21 protein-coding genes and 2 pseudogenes are annotated in these 20,508 nt (G+C 64.2%); 4 read left to right on the top strand and 19 right to left on the bottom strand.

From position 1 onward, the window contains the following. Positions 1–2: 2 nt before the first annotated feature. The 14 genes and pseudogenes from folK to dacB all read right to left on the bottom strand — a co-directional run bounded on the left by folK (position 3) and on the right by dacB (position 12,387). Positions 3–542 carry a 2-amino-4-hydroxy-6-hydroxymethyldihydropteridine diphosphokinase gene (gene folK / locus ACX5I4_RS22310; RefSeq protein WP_461838603.1) on the bottom strand — a complete coding sequence of 180 codons (540 nt, stop codon included), beginning with the start codon at positions 540–542 and terminating at the stop codon, positions 3–5. Next, entirely contained in the window at positions 539–898 is a 360-nt protein-coding gene (gene folB / locus ACX5I4_RS22305) for a dihydroneopterin aldolase (RefSeq protein WP_461838602.1), read from the bottom strand. The genes folK and folB overlap by 4 nt, the downstream gene beginning before the upstream one ends. 29 nt (positions 899–927) lie before the next feature. Further along, positions 928–1,833 (bottom strand): dihydropteroate synthase, encoded by a 906-nt coding sequence (folP, locus tag ACX5I4_RS22300; protein ID WP_461838601.1) that lies wholly within the window; start codon positions 1,831–1,833, stop codon positions 928–930. A gap of 8 nt (positions 1,834–1,841) precedes the next feature. Beyond that, complete coding sequence (gene folE, locus ACX5I4_RS22295; RefSeq protein WP_461838600.1) at positions 1,842–2,513, bottom strand: GTP cyclohydrolase I FolE; 672 nt, start codon at positions 2,511–2,513, stop codon at positions 1,842–1,844. Positions 2,514–2,523: 10 nt separating this feature from the next. Further along, positions 2,524–4,593 (bottom strand): ATP-dependent zinc metalloprotease FtsH, encoded by a 2,070-nt coding sequence (gene ftsH, locus ACX5I4_RS22290; protein ID WP_461838599.1) that lies wholly within the window; start codon positions 4,591–4,593, stop codon positions 2,524–2,526. 168 nt (positions 4,594–4,761) lie between these two features. After that, positions 4,762–5,322 (bottom strand): hypothetical protein, encoded by a 561-nt coding sequence (locus ACX5I4_RS22285; RefSeq protein ID WP_461838598.1) that lies wholly within the window; start codon positions 5,320–5,322, stop codon positions 4,762–4,764. Next, a complete protein-coding gene (locus ACX5I4_RS22280) occupies positions 5,319–6,041 on the bottom strand; it encodes a hypothetical protein (protein WP_461838597.1) in 723 nt (240 codons plus the stop codon). Before ACX5I4_RS22280 ends, ACX5I4_RS22285 begins: the two co-directional genes overlap by 4 nt. Positions 6,042–6,049: 8 nt before the next feature. Further along, positions 6,050–6,706 (bottom strand): signal peptidase I, encoded by a 657-nt coding sequence (locus ACX5I4_RS22275; RefSeq protein WP_461838596.1) that lies wholly within the window; start codon positions 6,704–6,706, stop codon positions 6,050–6,052. Continuing rightward, complete coding sequence (locus ACX5I4_RS22270; RefSeq protein ID WP_461838595.1) at positions 6,703–7,338, bottom strand: SipW-dependent-type signal peptide-containing protein; 636 nt, start codon at positions 7,336–7,338, stop codon at positions 6,703–6,705. The genes ACX5I4_RS22275 and ACX5I4_RS22270 overlap by 4 nt, the downstream gene beginning before the upstream one ends. Positions 7,339–7,347: 9 nt before the next feature. Continuing rightward, the gene (locus ACX5I4_RS22265) at positions 7,348–7,947 is read right to left on the bottom strand and encodes a SipW-dependent-type signal peptide-containing protein (protein ID WP_461838594.1); all 600 of its coding nucleotides are present in this window, start codon (positions 7,945–7,947) and stop codon (positions 7,348–7,350) included. Positions 7,948–8,120: 173 nt separating this feature from the next. Then, positions 8,121–8,672 (bottom strand): hypoxanthine phosphoribosyltransferase, encoded by a 552-nt coding sequence (gene hpt / locus ACX5I4_RS22260; RefSeq protein WP_184741199.1) that lies wholly within the window; start codon positions 8,670–8,672, stop codon positions 8,121–8,123. Between the two features lie 31 nt (positions 8,673–8,703). Further along, entirely contained in the window at positions 8,704–9,741 is a 1,038-nt protein-coding gene (gene tilS, locus ACX5I4_RS22255; RefSeq protein WP_461838593.1) for a tRNA lysidine(34) synthetase TilS, read from the bottom strand. Between the two features lie 104 nt (positions 9,742–9,845). Next, a pseudogene (locus tag ACX5I4_RS22250) lies at positions 9,846–10,957 on the bottom strand (zinc-dependent metalloprotease). Positions 10,958–11,008: 51 nt separating this feature from the next. Further along, positions 11,009–12,387 (bottom strand): annotated as a pseudogene (gene dacB, locus ACX5I4_RS22245) (D-alanyl-D-alanine carboxypeptidase/D-alanyl-D-alanine endopeptidase). Between the two features lie 298 nt (positions 12,388–12,685). Here dacB and ACX5I4_RS22240 point away from each other — a divergent pair. The 3 genes from ACX5I4_RS22240 to ACX5I4_RS22230 all read left to right on the top strand — a co-directional run bounded on the left by ACX5I4_RS22240 (position 12,686) and on the right by ACX5I4_RS22230 (position 15,197). Beyond that, the gene (locus tag ACX5I4_RS22240; protein ID WP_059388921.1) at positions 12,686–13,174 is read left to right on the top strand and encodes an inorganic diphosphatase; all 489 of its coding nucleotides are present in this window, start codon (positions 12,686–12,688) and stop codon (positions 13,172–13,174) included. Between the two features lie 296 nt (positions 13,175–13,470). Next, positions 13,471–14,070, top strand: a complete 600-nt coding sequence (locus tag ACX5I4_RS22235; protein WP_461838592.1) for a hypothetical protein — start codon at positions 13,471–13,473, stop codon at positions 14,068–14,070. A 44-nt stretch (positions 14,071–14,114) separates the two neighbouring features. Next, on the top strand, positions 14,115–15,197 hold the full coding sequence (locus tag ACX5I4_RS22230) for an FUSC family protein (RefSeq protein ID WP_461838591.1): 1,083 nt from the start codon (positions 14,115–14,117) through the stop codon (positions 15,195–15,197). Positions 15,198–15,262: 65 nt separating this feature from the next. Here the strand turns inward: ACX5I4_RS22230 and ACX5I4_RS22225 are convergent, their stop codons facing one another. Continuing rightward, complete coding sequence (locus tag ACX5I4_RS22225) at positions 15,263–16,108, bottom strand: HAD family hydrolase (protein WP_268024169.1); 846 nt, start codon at positions 16,106–16,108, stop codon at positions 15,263–15,265. Positions 16,109–16,311: 203 nt separating this feature from the next. Further along, a complete protein-coding gene (gene serS, locus ACX5I4_RS22220; protein WP_461838590.1) occupies positions 16,312–17,592 on the bottom strand; it encodes a serine--tRNA ligase in 1,281 nt (426 codons plus the stop codon). 111 nt (positions 17,593–17,703) lie between these two features. Between serS and ACX5I4_RS22215 the strand changes: the two genes are divergently transcribed. Then, on the top strand, positions 17,704–18,750 hold the full coding sequence (locus ACX5I4_RS22215) for a diacylglycerol/lipid kinase family protein (RefSeq protein ID WP_461838589.1): 1,047 nt from the start codon (positions 17,704–17,706) through the stop codon (positions 18,748–18,750). 63 nt (positions 18,751–18,813) lie between these two features. Here the strand turns inward: ACX5I4_RS22215 and ACX5I4_RS22210 are convergent, their stop codons facing one another. The 3 genes from ACX5I4_RS22210 to ACX5I4_RS22200 all read right to left on the bottom strand — a co-directional run bounded on the left by ACX5I4_RS22210 (position 18,814) and on the right by ACX5I4_RS22200 (position 20,444). Then, positions 18,814–19,032 (bottom strand): hypothetical protein, encoded by a 219-nt coding sequence (locus ACX5I4_RS22210; protein WP_461838588.1) that lies wholly within the window; start codon positions 19,030–19,032, stop codon positions 18,814–18,816. Between the two features lie 95 nt (positions 19,033–19,127). Beyond that, on the bottom strand, positions 19,128–20,087 hold the full coding sequence (gene pheA, locus ACX5I4_RS22205; protein ID WP_461838587.1) for a prephenate dehydratase: 960 nt from the start codon (positions 20,085–20,087) through the stop codon (positions 19,128–19,130). 30 nt (positions 20,088–20,117) lie between these two features. After that, on the bottom strand, positions 20,118–20,444 hold the full coding sequence (locus ACX5I4_RS22200) for a rhodanese-like domain-containing protein (protein ID WP_461838586.1): 327 nt from the start codon (positions 20,442–20,444) through the stop codon (positions 20,118–20,120). Between the last annotated feature and the right edge of the window lie 64 nt (positions 20,445–20,508).

Genomic DNA, 20,508 nt, shown 5'->3' with positions numbered 1-20,508 from the left:
GGCTATTCCACCGCTCCGGCGGCAGCAACGCTGCCAGACCCGTCGAAACCATCGAAAGGCCGAAGCCCCGGAAAGTCCTCGGCCTTGGCGGCCAGTTCGGCGACACTTTCTCCGTTGAGCCGCGCGGCAGGGTCCAGGAGGGCCCACGGATAGAGCACGAAGGCGCGTTCCGCAGCCCGCGGATGGGGCAGGGTCAGGGTTTCGTCATCACTTGCGAGCTCCCCGTAAACGATGATGTCCACGTCCAGGGTGCGCGGACCCCAGCGAACTTCGCGGACCCTGTGGTGCTTTTGCTCGACGTCGTGGCAGTGCTGCAGCAGGTCCAGCGGCGCAAGGGTGGTCTCAATGGCGATCACCATGTTGAGAAAGTCCGGTTGTCCTACGGGCCCGCCCACGGCTTTGGTCTGCACCACGGGAGATACGCCAAGCAGGCGGATTTCCGGGCGGTCCACAAGGTCTGCAACGGCGGTGGAGAGGGTGTCGTTCCGCTCGCCAAGGTTGCTGCCCAGGGCCAGGATGGCTTTCGTGAAACGGGAGGTCATACACGCTCCCTGTGAACACTGACAGTGACGTCGCCAAAGGGCACTTCGATGGGGGCCTTGGGCTTGTGGACGGTTACATCGACGGCGACGACGTTGAAGCCGGCCAGAATCCCCTCGGCGATCCGCGCCGCGAGGGCCTCGATCAGGTTGAGTGGCTCGCCCGTGATAATGGACGTAATGTACTCCGCCACTTCACCGTAGTGCGCCGTGTACTGCAGGTCATCGGTTTCCGCGGCCTTGCTGAAATCGGTGTGCAGCACCGCGTCAACGACGAACGGTTGTCCGTCCCGGCGCTCGAAGTCGAAGACGCCGTGATGCCCGACGGCGGTCACGCCGGTCAGTGTGATCTTGTCCAAACCGGTTCCTCCCCCTTTGCTCACGAAGCTTAGTGTCTGACGCGCGCGGCAACCTTGACAGCGTCAAGGCTGGGGCCGACGTCGTGGACTCGCACGGCCCAGGCGCCGTTCGCGGCGCTGATTGCCGTGATGGCAGCGGTGGCATGATCCCGCTCCTCCGGCGCCGCAGCCTTGCCGGCAACGGTCAGGAGCGTTCCGAGGAAGCGCTTGCGGGAAGCTCCGATCAGGACCTTGTGGCCGAGTTCATCCAGCTTGCCGATGTGCTTGAGGAGTTGCCAGTTCTGGTCTTCGTCCTTGGAGAAGCCGAGGCCCGGATCGACAATGATCTGTTCCGGTGACACACCTGCCGCGTACAGCTTGTCGCGGACGCCCTTGAGTTCCTCGATGACTTCCTCCACGACGTTGCCGTAGTCGGCAAGGCTGTTCATGGTCTCGGCGTCGCCCCGACGATGCGTCAGGACGTAGGGCACCTTGGAACGTGCGACGAGTTCGGCCATCTCAGGTTCGATGCTCAACCCGGACACGTCGTTGATGATCGCGGCGCCCGCCTCCACGGCCGCGGCGGCCGTCGAAGCGTGCGTCGTATCGATGCTGACGAGTGCCCCGGCCTTCACGAGGGCCTGGATCACCGGCAAGACCCGGCGCTGCTCTTCTTCCGGGGAGACAGGCTCGGCGCCCGGGCGGGTTGATTCGCCGCCGACGTCGATGATGTCCGCACCCGTGTACAACATGCGCAGGCCGTGCGCTATCGCGGTGTCCGCGGTGGGGTGCTTGCCGCCGTCGCTGAAAGAATCCGGCGTGACGTTGAGAATTCCCATGACAAGCGTGCGGTCGGCCGGCAGATCCGCGAAACGGGCGGCTGGACGGGGTTTACGGAGAATGGGCAGGGGGCTGGTGGCCGGGCCCGTTCCTGGTGCTGCTGCGAGGGAATCCATGGTCTTTGTTACCTTCCGAGTATGAGGCTCATGGCTTCGGCACGGGTGGCCGGGTCATGAAGTTGCCCACGCACTGCGCTGGTGACGGTCTTTGCGCCGGGCTTGCGGATGCCACGCATGGACATGCACATGTGTTCGCATTCGACGACGACGATCGCTCCCCGGGGCTTGAGGTGGGTCACGAGCGCTTCGACGATCTGGGTGGTCAGGCGTTCCTGCACCTGGGGACGACGGGCGAAAATATCCACGAGACGGGCCAGCTTGCTCAGGCCCGTCACCTTGCCGTCATGGGAAGGGATGTACCCCACATGCGCAACGCCGTGGAACGGTACCAAATGGTGCTCGCACGTGGAGTAGAACGGGATGTCCTTGACCAGCACGAGTTCCTCGTGGTCGAGGTCGAACTTGGTGGACAGGACGTCCTCGGGATCCTGGTGCAGGCCCGCGAAGACCTCGGCGTAAGCCTTGGCAACACGCTTCGGCGTATCCACCAGGCCACCGCGATCCGGATCCTCGCCCACGGCAATGAGGATCTCGCGGACGGCCGCCTCAATGCGGGGGCGGTCGACCTTGTGCGAGTGATGTCCGTGGCCGTGGCCACCTGAGGATTTCCCCTCAGGCGAACCGCCGAAAGCATCACTGGTGGCACTGCTGAAGTCGTCGTCGTCGATGTGAGTCACAGCAGAAAGCTTAGCCGTGTTGCGAAACGTCGGTGCCCGCGTCGGGTCCGTTACCGGTGAACGACTCTTGGCTGCTGACTCCTTGCGGGTGCGGCGACTGGGCGTCCAACGGTTCATCCAGGCGTGCTGCCTTGGCCTCTTCCTGTGCCTCGCGTTCGGCCCTCTCCGCACGGGATTCCACCGGCGGGATGGTCTGGACCGGACGGGATTCCTTGGAAAGCCATACTTCACGGAAGTCCCGCTTGCGGATGTCGCGGAAGATGTAGGCGATCTCGGACTGGTTCAGCGTTTCGCGCTCAAGCAGTTCGAGGGCCAGCTGGTCCAGGACGTCGCGGTTCTCGGTCAGGATGGCGTAGGCCTCGTCGTGGGCCTGATCGATCAGGCGGCGCACTTCCTCGTCAACGATGTACGCGACAGAGTCCGAGTAGTTCCGTTCCTGTGCCATGTCGCGGCCCAGGAACGGCTCGCCGCCACCCACACCAAGCTTCACGGCGCCGATGCGCTCGCTCATGCCGAACTGGGTGACCATCTTGCGGGCCGTTCCGGTGGCCTTTTCGATATCGTTGGAGGCACCGGTGGAGGGGTCGTGGAAGACGATTTCCTCGGCGACGCGGCCACCCATGGCGTAGGCCATCTGGTCCAGGAGTTCGTTGCGGGTGATCGAGTACTTGTCGTCCTCGGGGACCACCATGGTGTAGCCGAGGGCGCGGCCCCGGGGCAGGATGGTGATCTTGGTGACCGGGGCGGAATTGCGGAGTGCTGCCGCTACCAGGGCGTGGCCGCCTTCGTGGTAGGCGGTGATCTTCCGCTCCATTTCCTTCATGACACGGCTGCGCTTCTGCGGGCCGGCCATGACACGGTCGATTGCCTCGTCCAGTGCACGGTCGTCAATCAGGTTGGCATTGGACCGGGCCGTCAAAAGGGCCGCCTCGTTCAGAACGTTGGCGAGGTCTGCACCCGTGTAGCCAGGGGTCTTCTTGGCGACGCCCTTGAGGTCGACGCCGTGCGCCATCGGCTTGCCCTTGGCATGGACATTCAGGATCTGTTCGCGACCAATCAGGTCTGGCGCTTCAACAGTGATCTGGCGGTCGAAGCGGCCAGGACGGAGCAGCGCAGGATCCAGGACGTCCGGTCGGTTGGTTGCCGCAATCAGGATGACGTTGGTCTTGACGTCGAAGCCGTCCATTTCGACCAGGAGCTGGTTGAGGGTCTGCTCGCGCTCGTCGTTGCCGCCGCCTATACCGGCACCACGGTGACGGCCAACGGCGTCGATCTCGTCAACGAAAATGATGGCCGGCGCATTGGCCTTGGCTTGCTCGAAGAGGTCGCGGACGCGGGACGCACCGACACCGACGAACATTTCAACGAAGTCCGAGCCTGAGATGGAGAAGAACGGGACGCCGGCCTCACCCGCGACCGCGCGGGCCAGAAGGGTCTTGCCCGTGCCTGGAGGGCCGTACAGCAGTACGCCCTTGGGGATCTTTGCGCCGACCGCCTGGAACTTTGCCGGTTCCGCGAGGAATTCCTTGATTTCCTGGAGCTCTTCAACGGCTTCGTCCGCACCAGCGACATCCGAGAAGGTCACCTGTGGCATGTCCTTGTTGACGAGCTTGGCCTTGGACTTGCCGAACTGCATCACCTTGGAGCCGCCGCCCTGCATTCGCGAGAGCAGGAACCAGAAGAGCACACCCAGAAGAAGCACGGGGACCAGGAGCGAGAACAGCCCGGAGAACCAGTTGTTCTCGACGGGCTGGTCCGTGAAGCCCTTGGATGGGGCGGCATTGGTGACGGCCTTGACGACATCTGCGCCGCGCGGGGTGACATAGAAGAACTGGACATTCTTGCCCTTGTCCTGGCCGTCAATGACCAGGTTGTCCTTCAACGTCAGATCAACGCGGTTCTCCGCGTCGTAGATCTTGGCTTGCTCCACTTTCCCGCTTTGGGCCAGAAGAGCAAGGCCTTTGTCGGTGTCGATCCGGGTTGATCCGCCGGGGGCAAGGGTTGCAAATGCCACCAGGAGCAAGCCGACTACGACAACAATCCAGATGCCCGGGCCCTTGAAGAAACTCTTAGCTTTCATCTGTTCGGGGGCTCCGCCCCGTCCCTCCTGGTAGTGCTGCACGGCGCAGCTTCTGCGCGCGTGTGGTGCTGCGTCAGTTTCTAGCTTTACACCGTTCGGAGTGATTCACGCATAGTAAGGGCCAAAAGTTCCCTCTAGGCGTACACGGACGTGCAATTGGGCAGGCTCCTAGTTCACCGTGCACACCGGGTTGCTTCCCCCCAGTCCCATGGAAGCATTTGCCGTGGCCAGCGTGGAGACCCATCCCGAGCCGTCCTTGGCCTGCAGATAGACACCGTATGTTCCGCCGAGCAGTCCGCTCAGGATGCCTGACTTGAACTGCGTCGTGTACACCCCATTGACGGGGCCGGTGGTGGCCAGGCTGCTCCCCGGGGCCACGGGCGTCAGGTTTGAAAGCAATCCCCCGCTGGCTACGAAGTAGTTGACGTTGGCGGGTACCCCATACCCGGTTCCCGCCGGGAATTGCCAGTTGACGGTAATCACCGGGTTGGCTCCGGCCAACCCCGTGCTGAGGGTACACGGGCTGATCATCACGGGCGGTGGAATAGTGGCCGCCGTCAGCGCGCCGGTGCCGAATTCTGAACTCGTCCAGCTTGCGTCCGTTGCCGAGGTTCCGGCCGGAACTGCCAGCAGGGCGACCGCGACCCCGGCCGCCGCGATGGCTGATCTCAGCCTGGGAAAATGCGCAAAACCCTTCCGCCTTTCGTGCGACGTCGCCGGTCCCGTCATCGGTCCACACCTTGCCCACGGGCAGGCGCAGCGGCACTGCCGGTTGCAACGGTGCGGGCACGGGCAGCAGCCCGGACTCCGGCGAACCTCGACGCGAAAACCCCCGCCAGGACAGCACCAAGGCCCATCACCGCGAAAATGCCCAAGCGGAACCCCGTGTCAGCGAGACCCATAGCGGGAAAGTCCCTCGCCGACACAGGCTCTCCGAGAGCGTCAACCCGGGCGGCGATCCTGGTTGAAAGCCCTTGAACGCCGTTGCCGGCCGCCGGCGACAAAGTGACGCTGAGCATCAGTTCGACGCCGGCCGGGATCCCGCCGTCGGGATTTGCGAGGCTGACCATGCCCGTGTCGCTGAGGGAGGCAAGTGTCGTCGCCGAAATGACGGTGTTTTCGCCAGAGGGGCAGGCCCCCGCCACCCAAGCCCCGGGGCAACTGCGTACGTCCACAGTGACATGTCGCGCCAAGGAGTCCGATGCGGAAAGTTGCCCAAGAGGTTCCTCAGCCCGTAGCCGCAGCCGCAGGTCGTGCAGCGTCACCGCCCTGCTGGTCACCCCGATGCTCCACGTGCTCGTGGACCCGGGCGCAAGGACAGCTGGCGGATTACTCCCACCGTGCGTCAGGATCAGGTCCGGCCCGTCTCCCGCGGCGGACGCCGGTGCTGCGATGAGCAGGCCCAGCAACATCACGCCGGCCGTTGCTGCGGAGCGCCGGCGACTCACGCATCCAATCATTGACCCGCCTTGGGTCGGGCACGCCGAACTCTCGCCCGCCGGGCTCTCCCCGACCGAGCTCGCTCCGGTCTGGCTCCTTCCGGTCTGGCTCTTTCCGGTCTGGCTCTTTCCGGTCTGGCTCTTTCCGGTCTGGGCCAAAGCGCCCAGGTCACCAGGGCGGCGACGCCCAGCGTGGTGCCGCCCAGCACCCAGGGATTCGACGCCCCGGCAACAACGTAGGCAATACCGGGCACCGAGTAGAGGAGCGTGCGGACTTTGGAGACCGTGTACGGTGCAGGGTCCCCCACGGGGTTGGCGTCGCCTTTGAGCGTGATGACAGCCATGCCTCCGTCGACCATGCGCGAAGAAGTGATCCGGTGGGTGACGGGCAGCTGCCCTGGGCGGTCCACCGTGACGACGTCTCCAACCCGGACCTCCGACACCGGGACTTCCCGCACCACCGCGAGGGACCCTGCAGGGATGGCGGGCGACATCGAGCCGGTCTTGAACATGATGAGCGTGATGTGGAAAAGAACGGCGGCCAGCGTGAGGAGGATGCAGACCGCGCCGCCGATCGCTGCGAGGTTAAGGAGCGTCTCGCGTACGACGTCGGCTGGGCGCCTGCGGTTGCTCCGTTTCCGCTGCGGGCTTGCCGGTGCTACCGCGACAGTCATGAGTCGGACGTCCCCTTGATTTCCCACGTGACATTAACGTTGGTGCCTTGCAGGGCGTTGTCCGCCGAAGCTTTCATGGTGACTTCGAAGCATAGCTGCGTGGGGCTTGCCGAGTTCGCGGCCACAGAGGTGGCTACTCCGGAGGTGGTTAGCGGCACTTTCGAAGCCGATGACCCGACGATGTAGCTTGCCCCGGCAGTGAATTGGCTGGAATCGCATGTTCCCGAGGTATAGCGCACCACCCTGTAATCCAGGGCTGCTGCCAGGGAAGCATTGCCTGTGGTTGTGGCACCTTGAAGTGCCAAGGTCCCGGAAAGCGATCCAGCCGTGGTGCGAACCCAGATGGGAGCGTAATTGACGGATGTAGGTGACATTCCCGCTGGATTGAATGCCATGATCGCGGCCGAGCCGACGGCAGGGTGTGCCAGCCAAGCACCTCCCGAATTGATCGAGGATTCAATCTGGAACGAACTGGCCGTGAACGTTCCCGCCGCGAACTCGGAATCATTCCACGCGGCGAGGGTCAGCGTGCTTCCAACACCGAGAACCAGGCCTCCGGCCAAAATAGCGCGCGCACGGAGGAATCGCTGGCGCCCCCTCCCCGGCCGGTGAACCGTCCTGCGTCCGGTCATGGCGGCTGCTCAGGAGGTGGATGCCGCGGCGAACTGCCAGGTGGCCGTGCCGTTCTGCCCTTGGACCAGGCCGGCCGCTGCAGTCACCTTGAAGCAAAGGAACACCGCGTCCCCGGGATCGCTTGTCGGGGTGCCCGCGTCGAGCGCGAAGGTGACGCCGCTCAGCGTTCCGGTGAGTGCCGTCCCGGCGGGCACAAGATCTGTTCCCGTGGTGCCGCTGGAGCACCCGAAGGACGAAGTTTCAATGAGCTGGTAGCTCAGGTTCGCTACTGATCCGGTGGCGGTAGCTGTGTTCACCGTGACCGTGGAACCCGTGGTGGTATTGGCTGCCAGCCGCACCGCGAAGGGTGCGTAGACCGTGTCACCGGGCGCAAGATTGTCCGGATTAAGGGTGAACGGCAGGGTGGCTCCCGGGGAGGCAGCATGGTCCGAGTAGGCCGTGCCATCGGTGCTCCCCTGCAGGTTGAACTTGCCCGCAGTGAATGTCCCGGTGGCGAATTCGGAATCGTTCCACGCGGCCAACACCACTGCCGCGCCGACCCCCAGAACCAATCCGCCGGCCAAGAGTGCCCGGACCTTTCCGCGCTTTGACGTTGAAACCGAATCCATACTCAAAATGCCCCCCACAGGTCAAGTCAAACGACTTTTGAGCTGTACGCTAACACGCACATAGCCCGTTCTCGATAGTCCTCCCCGAATTGGTTAAAGAGAAGTCGGCCTCCCAAAACGGGCGACCGACTTCTCCCAGCTTTCATTTCGCGGCAATACCGCGGTAAGAAAGGCTATTCGTAAACGTGCGGGGCGAGGGTTCCCACAAAGTCCAAATTGCGGTACTTCTCGGCGTAATCCAGTCCGTAGCCGACCACGAATTCGTTGGGAATGTCATAGCCGACGTACTTGACGTCAATCTCCACCTTGGCGGCTGTGGGTTTGCGGAAAGCCGTGCAGATTTCCACCGAAGCGGTGCCGCGCGATTCGAGGTTGGTCTTGAGCCACGAAAGCGTCAGCCCGGAATCGATGATGTCTTCGACAATCAGGACATCCTTGCCCATGAGGTCGGTATCAAGGTCCTTGAGGATGCGCACGACGCCGGAGGACTGGGTACCGGAGCCGTAGGAAGACACGGCCATCCAGTCCATGCTGACGTGGCTGTGAAGGGCGCGCGCGAGGTCGGCCATGACCATGACGGCGCCCTTGAGCACGCCCACGATCAGCAGTTCACGGCCCTCGTAGTCCTTGTCGATCTGTGCAGCCAGTTCACCGATTCGTCGCTGGATCTGCTCCTTGGTGTAGAGAACGTGCTTGAGGTCTGCCTGGACGTCGTTTGAATCCACCAATGGCTCCTGTGTTGATGCGTGGGTGCGGCTAGTGTTGGGGCGATTTGTGTTGCCGGAATACTAGCTTCCCACAGCCGCCGCCTTCGCGGGGAACGGCATCTCCCTGTGCGGAGGCCCCCCGCTCCAATTCGCTCAATGACACCCGATAGACGCTGACGCTTCCGGGAAGCTGTACGGGACCGGCCGATCCCTGCCGGCGCAGCAACGCTTCAGCCGCCTGGAGCCGCCCGTAGCCGGGCTGCTGGCCCCCGACGTCGGCGGCTGCTTTGGCGATCACCCGGAACCTCAGCGCGGGGGCCAATTCCCTCAGGGCGCCTTCGGGGAGCCAAATGCCGTCGTCGGTCCGGTTCACGAGGCCCGCGTAGCTCTCCGTGGCAAGCTGCTCCAGGAAATCGGCGTCCTGTTGGAGGATCGCGGCGGTGCGGGCCAGCGATTCGGCAACCCCGGGTCCGAGCTTGTCCTCAAGCAACGGCATTACCTCGACCCGGGTCCGCGAGCGGGCGAACGCGGGGTCCGCGTTGCTGGGGTCGTGCCAGGCCTCGAGTTCCTCGACTTCGCAGATTTCGAGTGTTTCCGCCCGGCGCAGGCCAAGGAACGGACGGAGGAGCTTGCCGCGAACCGGCCGCATTCCGGCGAGGGAGCGGGTTCCCGAGCCGCGGGCCAGGCCCAGCAGGACCTGTTCGGCCTGGTCATCCAAGGTGTGCCCGAGCAGGATTGCCTGGCAATCAAGCTCCGCGGCGGCCGCTTCAAGGGCCGCGTGCCGGGCGTCGCGCGCAGCGGCCTCGGGTCCAAAACCGGTGGCCGCTACGTCCACGGTCCGCAGTTGGACAGGCGAAAGTCCCAGCTCCTGCAGGATCGCTACGGTGCGTGCCGCGACCTCACCCGAGCCTTCCTGCAGCTGGTGGTCAACCACGACCGCGGCCACGCTCACGGGGTGGCCATGCACGTGGCTGCGACGAGCGAAGTAGGCGGCCACGGAAGCGAGGGCCAGGGAGTCAGGGCCGCCGCTGCAAGCCACCAGGATTCGCTCTGGATAGCCTGCGGAGGCCAGTGCGTCCTGCAGCATATTCCGTGCTTTGCCGACGACCGGCGCCAATCGCCCGGGACGTCGTCGTCCGCTGCTTTGTGGGCTGCTGCCTGGCCCCGCGGGGCTCGATTCGGTGCCCGCGGTCACAGACCCATCCGCTCAAGCCACAGCTTGGCATCGTGGATTTCGGCTTCCGTGGGAAGTTGTTCGGCCGATTCCCATACCCGGTTCAGGCCCTCCATGCCAGCCGCCGCAACCACTTCGCGGACAAACTTGGCTCCGTCGCTGTACTGGCGCATCTTGGCATCCAGGCCGAGGATGTTGCGGATGAATTTCTCAATCACGCCGCGGTCCTTGCCCCGTGCGTTGAAGCGCTGCCTGATGGTTTTCACTGAAGGGACCAGGGTGGAATCGACGGCGTCCATCACCACGTTGGCGTGCCCTTCCAGCAAGCTCATGACAGCCGTGAGATGCGAGAGGGAGGCCTTTTCCTCGGGGTTCTGCAGCAGATCCAAGATGGCCCCGCGGCCGGGCGTGGCCCCAGTGGAGCGGTCGCGCAGGGACCGCGCGGCGGCCGTGGCACGGTCCATGATGGAGTCCACATTGCCGAGCAGGTTGGTGCTGAGCCGCTCGATCTCCTCAAGCATGTGGGTCCGGAGCCAAGGCGCGGCGGCAAACTGCACGCGGTGGGTCTGCTCGTGAAGGCAGACCCAAAGCCTGAAATCGTCCGGGTCCACGTTGAGCTCGCGCTCCACGGAGACGATGTTCGGGGCCACCAGCAGGAGTCGGCCGGCGGGAGGCGCTTTCGACTCCGGGGCGAGTGCCGCGAACGGATCATATTGGCCCAGGACCTTGCTCGACAAGAAGGCAAGCACAACTCCGAGCTGGCTGCCCGTGATGGCGCCGCTCGCGGCCGCGGCCGCCGGTGTCATCGCCGGACCGCGGCGGGAATCCAGCATCTGTTGAAGGGCCGGCTGGAGCATCACCGCAAAGCTCTGGGTGTTCGCCTTCGCCCACGAGGCCCGGTCCACTACCAGGACGTGGGAATCGCGGAGATCGCGTGCGGCTTCCAAACCGGTGATGTCATGCACATGCGGTACCGAGATGTCCGCACTGAAACGCAGGCTATCCACGGCTTTGCCGATTTCGCCCGGACTCATGGCCGGACCGGGGGAGCGAGCCGGGCAGCCGTGGAGGCGGCCAGCTCCCAGTTGATGAGGGACTGGGCTTGCTGCTGAGACTCCATACGATCCATCAGAACACAGCAGGCTGAATCTGCGCCCTTAAGTTCGCTCAGCGGCGAACGTCAACCACCAGTGCAACCGCACGCGGCGAGCGCGGTGGCGGATCTGTCCAGCGCCACTTTGTTCCCGGCCGCTCCCGGCGTCAGCCCGTTGCCGATAAAGGAAAAGACCAGCAGACGGCCGTCTGCGTCCACCACATAGCCGCTCAAGGCAATGACCGAATTCAAGGTTCCGGTCTTGGCCCGCACCAACCCTGCCCCTTGGGAAGTGCTGGCGTCGCCGTAGCGGTCTCCGAGGGTACCGGTCAGTCCGGCCACCGGGAATCCGGCGAGCGCGGCACGGAGGCGGGTGTCCGGTCCGGAGGTAATGGCCCGGACCACGTCCGCGAATTGCCGGGCGGATACCTGGTTGCCCAACGCAAGGCCGGAGACGTCTGCCAAGTGCATGGAGTCCGTGGCGATCCCCAGCTCCGCCAACTGGGTGCTCACGGCCGCGGTGGCGCCGTCGTTGGATCCTGGTTTTCCCGCGGACAGCGCAGCCATCCGGCCGAATGTTTCGGCGAGGTAGTTGTCCGAGGTTTCCAGCATCAGGTCAATCTGCTCGCGGGCGGTGGCGGACTCCACACTCGCGAGGACGTCCTGCTTTCCCGCAGGAGCCTTGGCGCGTTCCACACCGGGAGACACCGTGAATCCAGCAGCGGCACTCGCGGCTTGGAGCTTCCCGGCGAAAGCCTCCGCGGCCGTGAGCGCTGCGTCTTGCGGGCGCGGACCAGTAGTGGCACCCGGGCTGTTCCGCGCCGAGTTCAGCGCGAGCGGGAAGACCGGTGCCGTTTCGCCGGCTGCGACGTCGTCAAGGCTCCACGCCGCGTTCAAGGCTGGTCCAGTGAAGATCGTGTCGTCCAACTGTACGGTGACGGGACCCGTCACGCCGCGGTCCTTGAGCGCTTTGGCGGTGTCCGCCGCGAGCGTTTCGAGTCCGGCATGGCCCATCACTTCGCCTGGCTGCGACTGGCCCGCGCCGAGGAGGACATCGCCTCCGGCGCCCAGCACGATGGTCGACGCCGAGGGCCCTGCAAGGACCCTCGTGCTGAAGCGTGTCTCCGGGCCGATCGCCCGCAGCGCCGCGACGGCGGTGAGCAGCTTCATGTTGGACGCCGGCACCCGGTTCTTGGCGCCGTCGCGATCGTAAAGCGGAAGTCCGGTCAACGCATCCTCAACGACGCCGGTGAAGTCTCCCCGCCGTCGGGCGTCAGTGTGGCGTTGAGCTGGCGGGTGACATCAGCTGGCAACGGGACCGGGGCTGAAGGGTCCAAGGGCGCAACTACCTGGGTGCGGCTGAGTTCGTTGGGAATCTGTTGCCAAGCAGGCACCTTGGGCGTGGGCTTGCTGGCGGCCCCCAGGAACGTTGGGCCGAAGAATCCGGGCGCCACGCCCAGCCCCATCGGCACCGCCAAGGCGCCGATGACCAAAGTCAGGAAGATCAGTGGAAGAAAACGGACAAAGCCTTTCGACGCAGGCTTCGCGGGCTTCCTGGGTCTGGAAATGGGGGTCTCCTGCTGGTCCGAAGCCTGCTTTACAGCCCCCGCCTCGTCAACGCCCTTCATGCAGCTTTAGTCCTCAAAGTCTTGAATGTCCCCACCGTTTCAAGAAACTTGGGCCTCTCGCTATATCCTCAATAGTAGTCGGCGGCGTCGGCTGCTCTGTTGCCGCGCCCATGCCAATACCGTCAAGGAGCATTCCATGAAGCACGACGTCACGATCGAGATCCCCAAGGGGTCGCGCGTCAAGTACGAAGTTGACCATGAGACCGGACGCGTCCGCCTGGACCGCGTCCTGTTCACGTCCATGCAGTACCCCACCCACTACGGGTTCTTCGAGAACACCCTGGGCGAGGACGGCGACCCGTTGGACGCACTGGTTCTCCTGCAGGACTTCGACCTGTACCCCGGCGTCATCGTTGAGTCCCGCCCCATCGGCGTTTTCAACATGACCGACGACGGCGGCGGAGACGCCAAGGTCCTGTGCGTTCCGGCCGACCCGCGCTTCGACCACATCCAGGAAATCTCCGACGTCAGCGAATTCCTGATCAAGGAAATCGAGCACTTCTTCACCCGTTACAAGGATCTTGAACCGGGCAAATGGGTCAAGGCCGAGGGCTGGGCCGACCGCGCAGCTGCCGAAGCCGAGCTGGAAGCTTCGATCAAGCGCTACGTTCCGGTCTCCCACTAGTCCCCGCTACCTCCCCAAACTCGCACGCTCGTTTGGGGCCCCTCGGTAGCGTGGGCCCACCCACCGCCACCCTAACCTCGCTCCGCTCGGCCAGGGAGCCCTAGCGGTGTGGGCCCAGCCAACGTGCACGCGGCGGCGGGTGCGGTTCCATGTGAACCGCACCCGCCGCCGTCGTCGTTAACCAGTAGCTCCCCGGCACGGAAAGGATCGTCGCTGCCGGCCGCCGTCGTCACGACCAGTTGGCTCTGGATTAACCCCTTGAAAGTCAGCTACCTGCCGGTAATGTTTGATCCACCATGTTCACGCTGACCATCAACCAACGCGACAGCCGCGGCAACGGAGACCTCGTTCCGCAGCTGCTGAAAGACCTGCGCCACATCCCTGCGCGCCTGGACTTTGACCGCTCGGTGGAGGATGAAGTCCAAGGCATCATGGATTCCCCGCACCAGGCTGTGGATACGGCACTCATCGCTTTACGGAGCGGGCAGTGGTATGTGGGGATCGGCGTCGGGCCCGTCAACGAACCCCTGCCCAACCAGATCAAAGACGCCTCAGGGCACGGTCTGGTCTACGCCCGCCGCGCCGTGGACCGCCTGCGGAACGGCAAGGAGCGCATCCCAGTGGCCGTTGAGGGCCCGATTGCTTCCCTGGCTGCCGAGTCGGAGGCCGTGCTGAGGCTTCTAGGACACATTGTGCAGCACCGGAGTGTTGCCGAGTGGCGCGTGCTGGATCTGCTGACGCCGGGCGTTCGCGGACAACAGAAAGCCGTGGCCCAGGAACTGGGGATCAGTACCCAGGCCGTGAGCAAGGCACTTGCCCGCGCACAGTGGGTGGAGGAGCATGCTGCCAGGCCCGCAGCCGCCCGGCTCCTCGCGATGATCCTCGAGGTTTACTGACCTCGTCCTCGACACGCCCGGTTCCGTCCGCCTACCTTGGGTCCATGATCCCCAAACCAAATGTTCGGCGGATTCTTCCATCGCTCAGGCAGGCCGCCACAGGCCACCGTCTCCTGTTTGCTGCCAAGACGGCCGTCGCTGCCGGGCTGGCCTGGTACCTCGCGCCACTCATGCCCGGGCCAGCCGCCTCCTACCCCTATTACGCGCCCTTGGGCGTCTTGGTCAGCATGCACCCTACCGTTGCGGCTTCAGCCAAACACGGCCTGCAAAGCCTGCTGGGACTCTGCCTAGGCATTGCCATGGCCTTCGCCGTGACCACAGTGACCGGCCCGACAGCGATGGCCGTGGCCCTGGTCGTCGGGCTGGGCGTGGTCATCGGTGGCCTGCCAAGGCTTGGAAGCGCCTCCGAATGGGTTCCCATGGCGGCCTTGTTTGTCCTGGTCCTGGGCTATTCGAATGCGCAGGGTTTCTCTCTCGCGTATGTCTTGCAAATGGCCATGGGAGTTGCCGTCGGTTTCGCGGTGAACTGGCTGGTCTTCCCTCCCCTGCATCTTGAAGGCATCGATCCGGCCATCGACGGGCACCAACAGGCACTGTCCAAGCAACTCGCGGACATGGCCAACGCCATGACGGAATCCTGGCCGCCGAACCATGAGGCGTGGGCGAGCCGCAGCGGAGAGCTCGCACGTACCGCGACAGCGGTACGAACCGTGGTTGACGAGGCGAAACTGAGCGCCAAAGCGAACCCGCGGTCCCGCCGTCGAGCCAAGCGCCTGGCCGGCGACCTGGACGCTTTGCGGACAGTGGAACTGCTGACCTTCCACGTCCAGGACATCACGGACGTCCTGGCGAGCGTGATTTGGGAAGAAAACGCGGGAACGGTTATTCCGGAGGGCGTCCCAAGGAATTTGTCTGAGGCCCTGGAAGACATCGCATCGGTGATCGGGCAATGGAGAAATGGAGACGCAGAAGACTTCAAGAGCAGCTTGGCAGAAGCGAAGGACAGCGTAGAGGCCCTCGGTGAAAGCGTCACGGAGGCCGCTGCCGACCAAGCATCCGTGAACGCTACGGCTTCGGTGGCCATGAGCCTCCGGCGTATCATCACCCTGGTCTCCGACCCCGCCTGAACTGGAGATAAGCGCCAGCGGTTACCAGTCAGCGGTTACCCGGAAGCCCGGCCGGCCTGCGGCGGTTACAGCAGGCCGCGCAGGATGAGGGCCGCGCCGTCGTCGTACACCGAAGCCGTGACCTCGTCCGCCACGGCGATGACTTCCTCGGGCGCTTGGCCCATGGCAACTCCGCGGCCGGCCCAGCTGAGCATCTCGATGTCATTGCGGCCATCTCCCACCGCCACGGTGTGGCGCGGATGTGTGCCGAGCCGCTGGCGCAGCTGCTCCAGCGCGCTGGCCTTGGTAACTCCGGCGGCGGCGATATCCAGCCAGGCCGTCCAGCCCACCGAGTAAGTGACCCCGGACAACCCGATCTTGCGGATGGCGGTGGAGAATTCCTCTGCGGTGTTCTCGCTGCTGAACACTACGACGCGTACCGCAGTGGCATCCAGCATGGTTTGGAAATCGACGCCAATTGCCTCGACGCCGAAGCTCGCGTCCTGGAATCGCTCGGTGGAGAGGAAGTTTCCGTCCTCATCCTCAAGCGCGTACTTGGCGGACGGAAGCTGCTCGCGGAGGGCCATCAACGCCGGGGCGGGATCGAAAGTGGCCTTGTGGATGATCTCGTAACCGGCATCCAACTGGGGATCGAGCCTCAACGTGACGCCGCCGTTGCAGCACACCGCGTAGCCCCGTTCCAGGCCGATCTGCTCAATGATGGGCAAGGTGGCGTTCAACGAGCGGCCAGTGGCGATCAGGACATCGTGACCGCCGGAGACGACGGCCCTCGCAGCGTCGCGGACTCCCTGCGACATGTGGCCATCGTGGTCCACGAGGGTTCCGTCAACATCCAGTGCGACCATGAGTTTGTGATTGAAATTCCGCTGGTCATCGATGCCAGCGACTGAGGTACCAGTCAAAATAGTCATGCCTACAGTGAAGCAGACCCCACCCAGACCAGCTAGGACGCAGGCCACAGCAGGGGATTAACAGGGGGTGAATACTCCCACGTTGTCCACAGTGTGAGTATTCACTTGGGCTGGGGATTGCCCCCGAAACACATGCTTGTTCGAAGTCCCCACCGAACAACGCGGAGGAGAGCGAACAAGGGCGGGATCCTTCCCAAAGCGGGTTACAGGACCGGCAGGACCTCAAGCCCACCAAGGTACTTCTGTAGTGCCTTGGGGACGTTGACCGAGCCATCCGGGTTCTGGTGGTGCTCCAGGATGGCCACGATCCAGCGGGTGGTGGCCAGCGTGCCGTTCAGGGTGGCGACAGCGCGGGTGCCCTTCGCCACGCCGTCTTCGTTGACAGCACGCTCACGGATGTTGAGGCGCCGGGCCTGGAAAGTGGTGCAGTTGGAGGTCGAGGTGAGCTCGCGGTACGCGTTCTGGGTGGGGACCCAGGCTTCGCAGTCGAACTTCCGGGCCGCGGACATGCCGAGATCGCCCGCCGCGGTGTCGATCACGCGGTACGGGATCTCGACCTTGGCCAACATCTCCTCTTCCCACGCAAGGAGGCGCTCGTGCTCGGCAGCGGCCTCCTCAACCGTGGTGTAGATGAACATCTCCACCTTGTTGAACTGGTGGACGCGGATGATGCCACGGGTATCCTTGCCGTGCGAACCGGCTTCGCGGCGGTAGCAGGAGCTCTGCCCGGCGTAGCGGATGGGACCCGCGGAAAGATCCAGGATCTCGTCCGCGTGATAGCCGGCGAGGGCCACTTCCGAGGTTCCCACGAGGTAAAGGTCGTCCTCAGCGAGACGGTAGATCTCGGCGTCGTGCTTTACATCGAATCCTGTGCCCTGCATGGTCTCGGGACGCACCAAAGTGGGGGTGATCATAGGCACGAAGCCAGCCTCGATGGCTTGGTCCATAGCCATCTGCAGCAGGGCCATCTCCAATCGCGCACCCACGCCCCGGAGGAAATAGAAGCGCGCGCCGGATACCTTGGCGCCGCGTTCCATGTCGATCGCGCCAATAAGTTCGCCGATCTCCAGGTGGTCCTTCGGCTCGAAGTCCGGGAATTCACGCGGGGTGCCGACGGTCTTGACCACCACGAAGTCGTCCTCGCCGCCCTCTGGCACGCCGTCGACGATCAAGTTGGGGATGACGCGGAGCAGCTCTTCCTGCTTGGCCTGAGCGACGTCCGCCTCAGCCGAGGCAGCCTTGACCGCATTGGCGAGTTCCTTGACCTCGGCCAGCAGCGCCTGCTTTTCCTCGCCCTTCGCCTGTGCCACCTTCTTGCCAAAGGCGTTCTGCTCCGCACGGAGGTTCTCGTAGCGGATCAGTGCCGCGCGGCGGTCTGCATCGGCGGAAATGATCGCGTCCACCACGGACTCGTCGGCGCCGCGGGCGCGCTGGCTGGCACGGAACTTGTCCGGGTTTTCGCTGAGGTCTTTTACGTCGATCACCAGACAAGAGTATCGAATGCGGGCGCAGCTCCGCGGCCAGCGACCGACGGCGGCAGGTACCCTTTGCGGCATGCGCGGCTGAACCCCGCGGCGGGATAGGGTTTAAGTACCATGAGCGATTGGATCCTGTACGTGATTCTCGCTGGGGGCGTGGTCTTCGCCGTCTCCAGTTGGTGGGGCGTGCGCCGGCTCAGGGCAAGGCATACCCGCAGCGCCGTGCGCGAAGACGCACATGAGCCCGACCCCGGTTCACAGCGGGTCGCCGTGATCCTTAACCCGGTCAAGGCCAAGGCCGAAGATGCCCGCAGGATCATCCGGGAAGCATGCCACCTCGCCGGTTGGGACGAACCCCGTTTCTTCGACACGACCGCGGAAGACCCTGGCCATTCGCAAGCCAAGGCGGCACTGGCCTACGGGCCCGACGTCGTACTGGTGGGCGGCGGTGACGGCACCGTCCGCGTCGTGGCAGAGACCCTCGCACACACCGACGTCGCGATGGGCCTGATACCGCTGGGGACCGGAAACCTCCTGGCACGCAACGTGAACCTGGACGTCAACGACCTACGGGGGAACGTCCACACCGCCCTGTTCGGCCACCAGCGCTACATCGACACCGCCCGCATGGCCATCCACAATGAGCGCACGGGAGCCTCCTCGGAACATGCTTTCCTGGTGATCGCGGGCATGGGCCTGGATGCCGAGGTTGTGGGAGACACCAACGATGACCTCAAGAAGGCAGTCGGCTGGCTGGCCTACACGGAGGCGGGCGTCCGCCACTTGCCCGGCCGGCGCAAGAGAGTCAGCATCGCCATGGACGACGAGCCCGAGCAGTCCCGGAAGATCCGAAGCGTCCTGTTCGCCAATTGCGGCTTGATCCCAGGCGGAATTGATTTCATTCCCGAGGCCATGATCGACGATGGCGTCCTCGACGTTGTAGTGATGAGCCCCCGCAGCGCCATCGGCTGGCTCGCCGTGTATGCCAAGATTCTGTTCAAGCACAACCGAAACCTGCCGGTCATGAACTTCTACCGCTCGGGCAAGGTGGTCATCCGGAGCAACGAACCTATGGCCACGCAACTTGACGGTGATCCCTCGGGTGAGGCAACGAAGGTCACCGTCAAGGTGGAGCCGCGTTCACTTCTGGTCCGCGTGCAATAACTGGTTCGCGTGCAATAACTGGTCCGCGTGCAATAACTGGCGTGCGTGCAATAGCGCGAGACGCTACTTGGCGTTCTTCGCCGCTTCTGCCGCTTTGTGTTCTGCCAACGCTTTGGCGGCTGCGCGCGCTTCCGATTGCTCGCGGATCATTGCCTGTTCTTCCTCAAAGCGCAAGCGATCGGCCCGGTCGGCTTCGTCGCCGTCCCAGTCCTGGTTGTCCGCTTTGGGCTTCGGGTTGACGATCATTCCCTGGCCGCTGGTGTCATTGCTATTTCCCGACATGGCCCGCTCCCTCCGTTAGGGGCATGCGTCCATCAATTGTGGATCAAGCAAGCATACGCACAGTTTTATCCACGCGATAGGGGTTGAAGAGTCAATTATCCAACGCTTTGCGGAGCGGATTCCCCGCCCAAAATGGCGTGAACCCACGCATGTGCGGACGCGAACGCGGCGTCGGAGGTATGCGGAGCAACCAAGGCTTGTTGCGCGTCGGCCCGGGCGTAGGAACCCAGGAAGCGGGTGGCCGGGCTGATCCGGTGCAAGCCCGCCAAAGCGTCGGCCACGCGGGCGTCGGAGGCGTGGCCGTCGGCGTCGATGCTGAAAAAGTAGTGTCCCAGGTATTGTCCGGTGGGCCGGGACTCGATCCTGCTGAGGTTGACACCGCGGGTGGCGAACTGGTCCAGGATTTCCATCAGGGCGCCTGGGCGGTCTTCCGGGAGTGGAACGACGACGGTGGTCTTGTCCGCGCCGGTACGTTCTGGCAGGGCGCCGGGCCGGCTGACCAGGACGAAGCGGGTGACGGCGCCGGGGTTGTCGCCGATGTTCTCAGCGAGGACATTCAAGCCAGGCCGTTCGGCGGCGACGAGGGGGGCACAGATGGCCGCGTCATAGTGCGCGTCACCTTCGAGCAGCCCGACGGCGGCAGCCGCGGTGGAGGATCCCGGCACGTATTCCGCATTGGGGATATGTTCGTCGACCCACAATCTGCACTGGGCCCATGCGTGGCCGTGGGTGGAGACCCGGCGGATGTCCGAGATCTCCACACCGGGGCGGGCAACCAGGACGAACGTGATGGGGACCAGGGCCTCACGGATGATCCGAAGTTCACTTCCAGTGGCAATGGCATCCAGGGTGGCGGTCACGCCACCCTCCACCGAGTTCTCGATCGGCACCATGGCCGCGTCCGCCTCGCCCTGACGAACCCGCTCCAAAGCCGTGTTCACGTTGGTGCACGGCACCCTGTTGGCCTCGGCCGCGCCGGGGACCTGCAGGAGTGCCGCCTCGGTGAAGGTGCCTTCCGGGCCGAGGAAGGTGTAGGTGAGCGCGGATGCCGACATCAAATATTCCTTAGGTGTTATGCGTCGTGGCTAGAGGACGACCGGCTTGAGGCCGTTCTCCGAAACCATGGGGCGGCCGGACTCGAACCACATGTCCATGCCACCGGCGATGTTCGTGGCCGTGTAACCTTGCCCCACGAGCCACTGGACAGCCCGGTAGGACCGCCCGCCGGTGCGGCAGATGATGAAGAGGTCATCGTCGGGATCAAGTTCGTCAAGCCGTGCCGGGATCTGGTCAAGCGGAATGTGAAGGGCGCCCTCAGCGTGGCCTGCCACCCATTCGTAGTCCTCCCGGACATCCAAGATTTTCGCGTCGGCCGGAACATCGCCGACAGGCACGGTCTCGAAATCACTCACGTGAGCTCCTTCCAGTTGATTCAGGTCTAGAATCCACCCTACCGTTGCAGGGACCGCGACCACA

It is taken from the genome of Arthrobacter sp. MMS24-S77, from assembly GCF_054888235.1.
The sequence above is the reverse complement of the archived record's forward strand: the minus strand, read 5'-3'. Positions and strand labels throughout refer to the sequence as shown.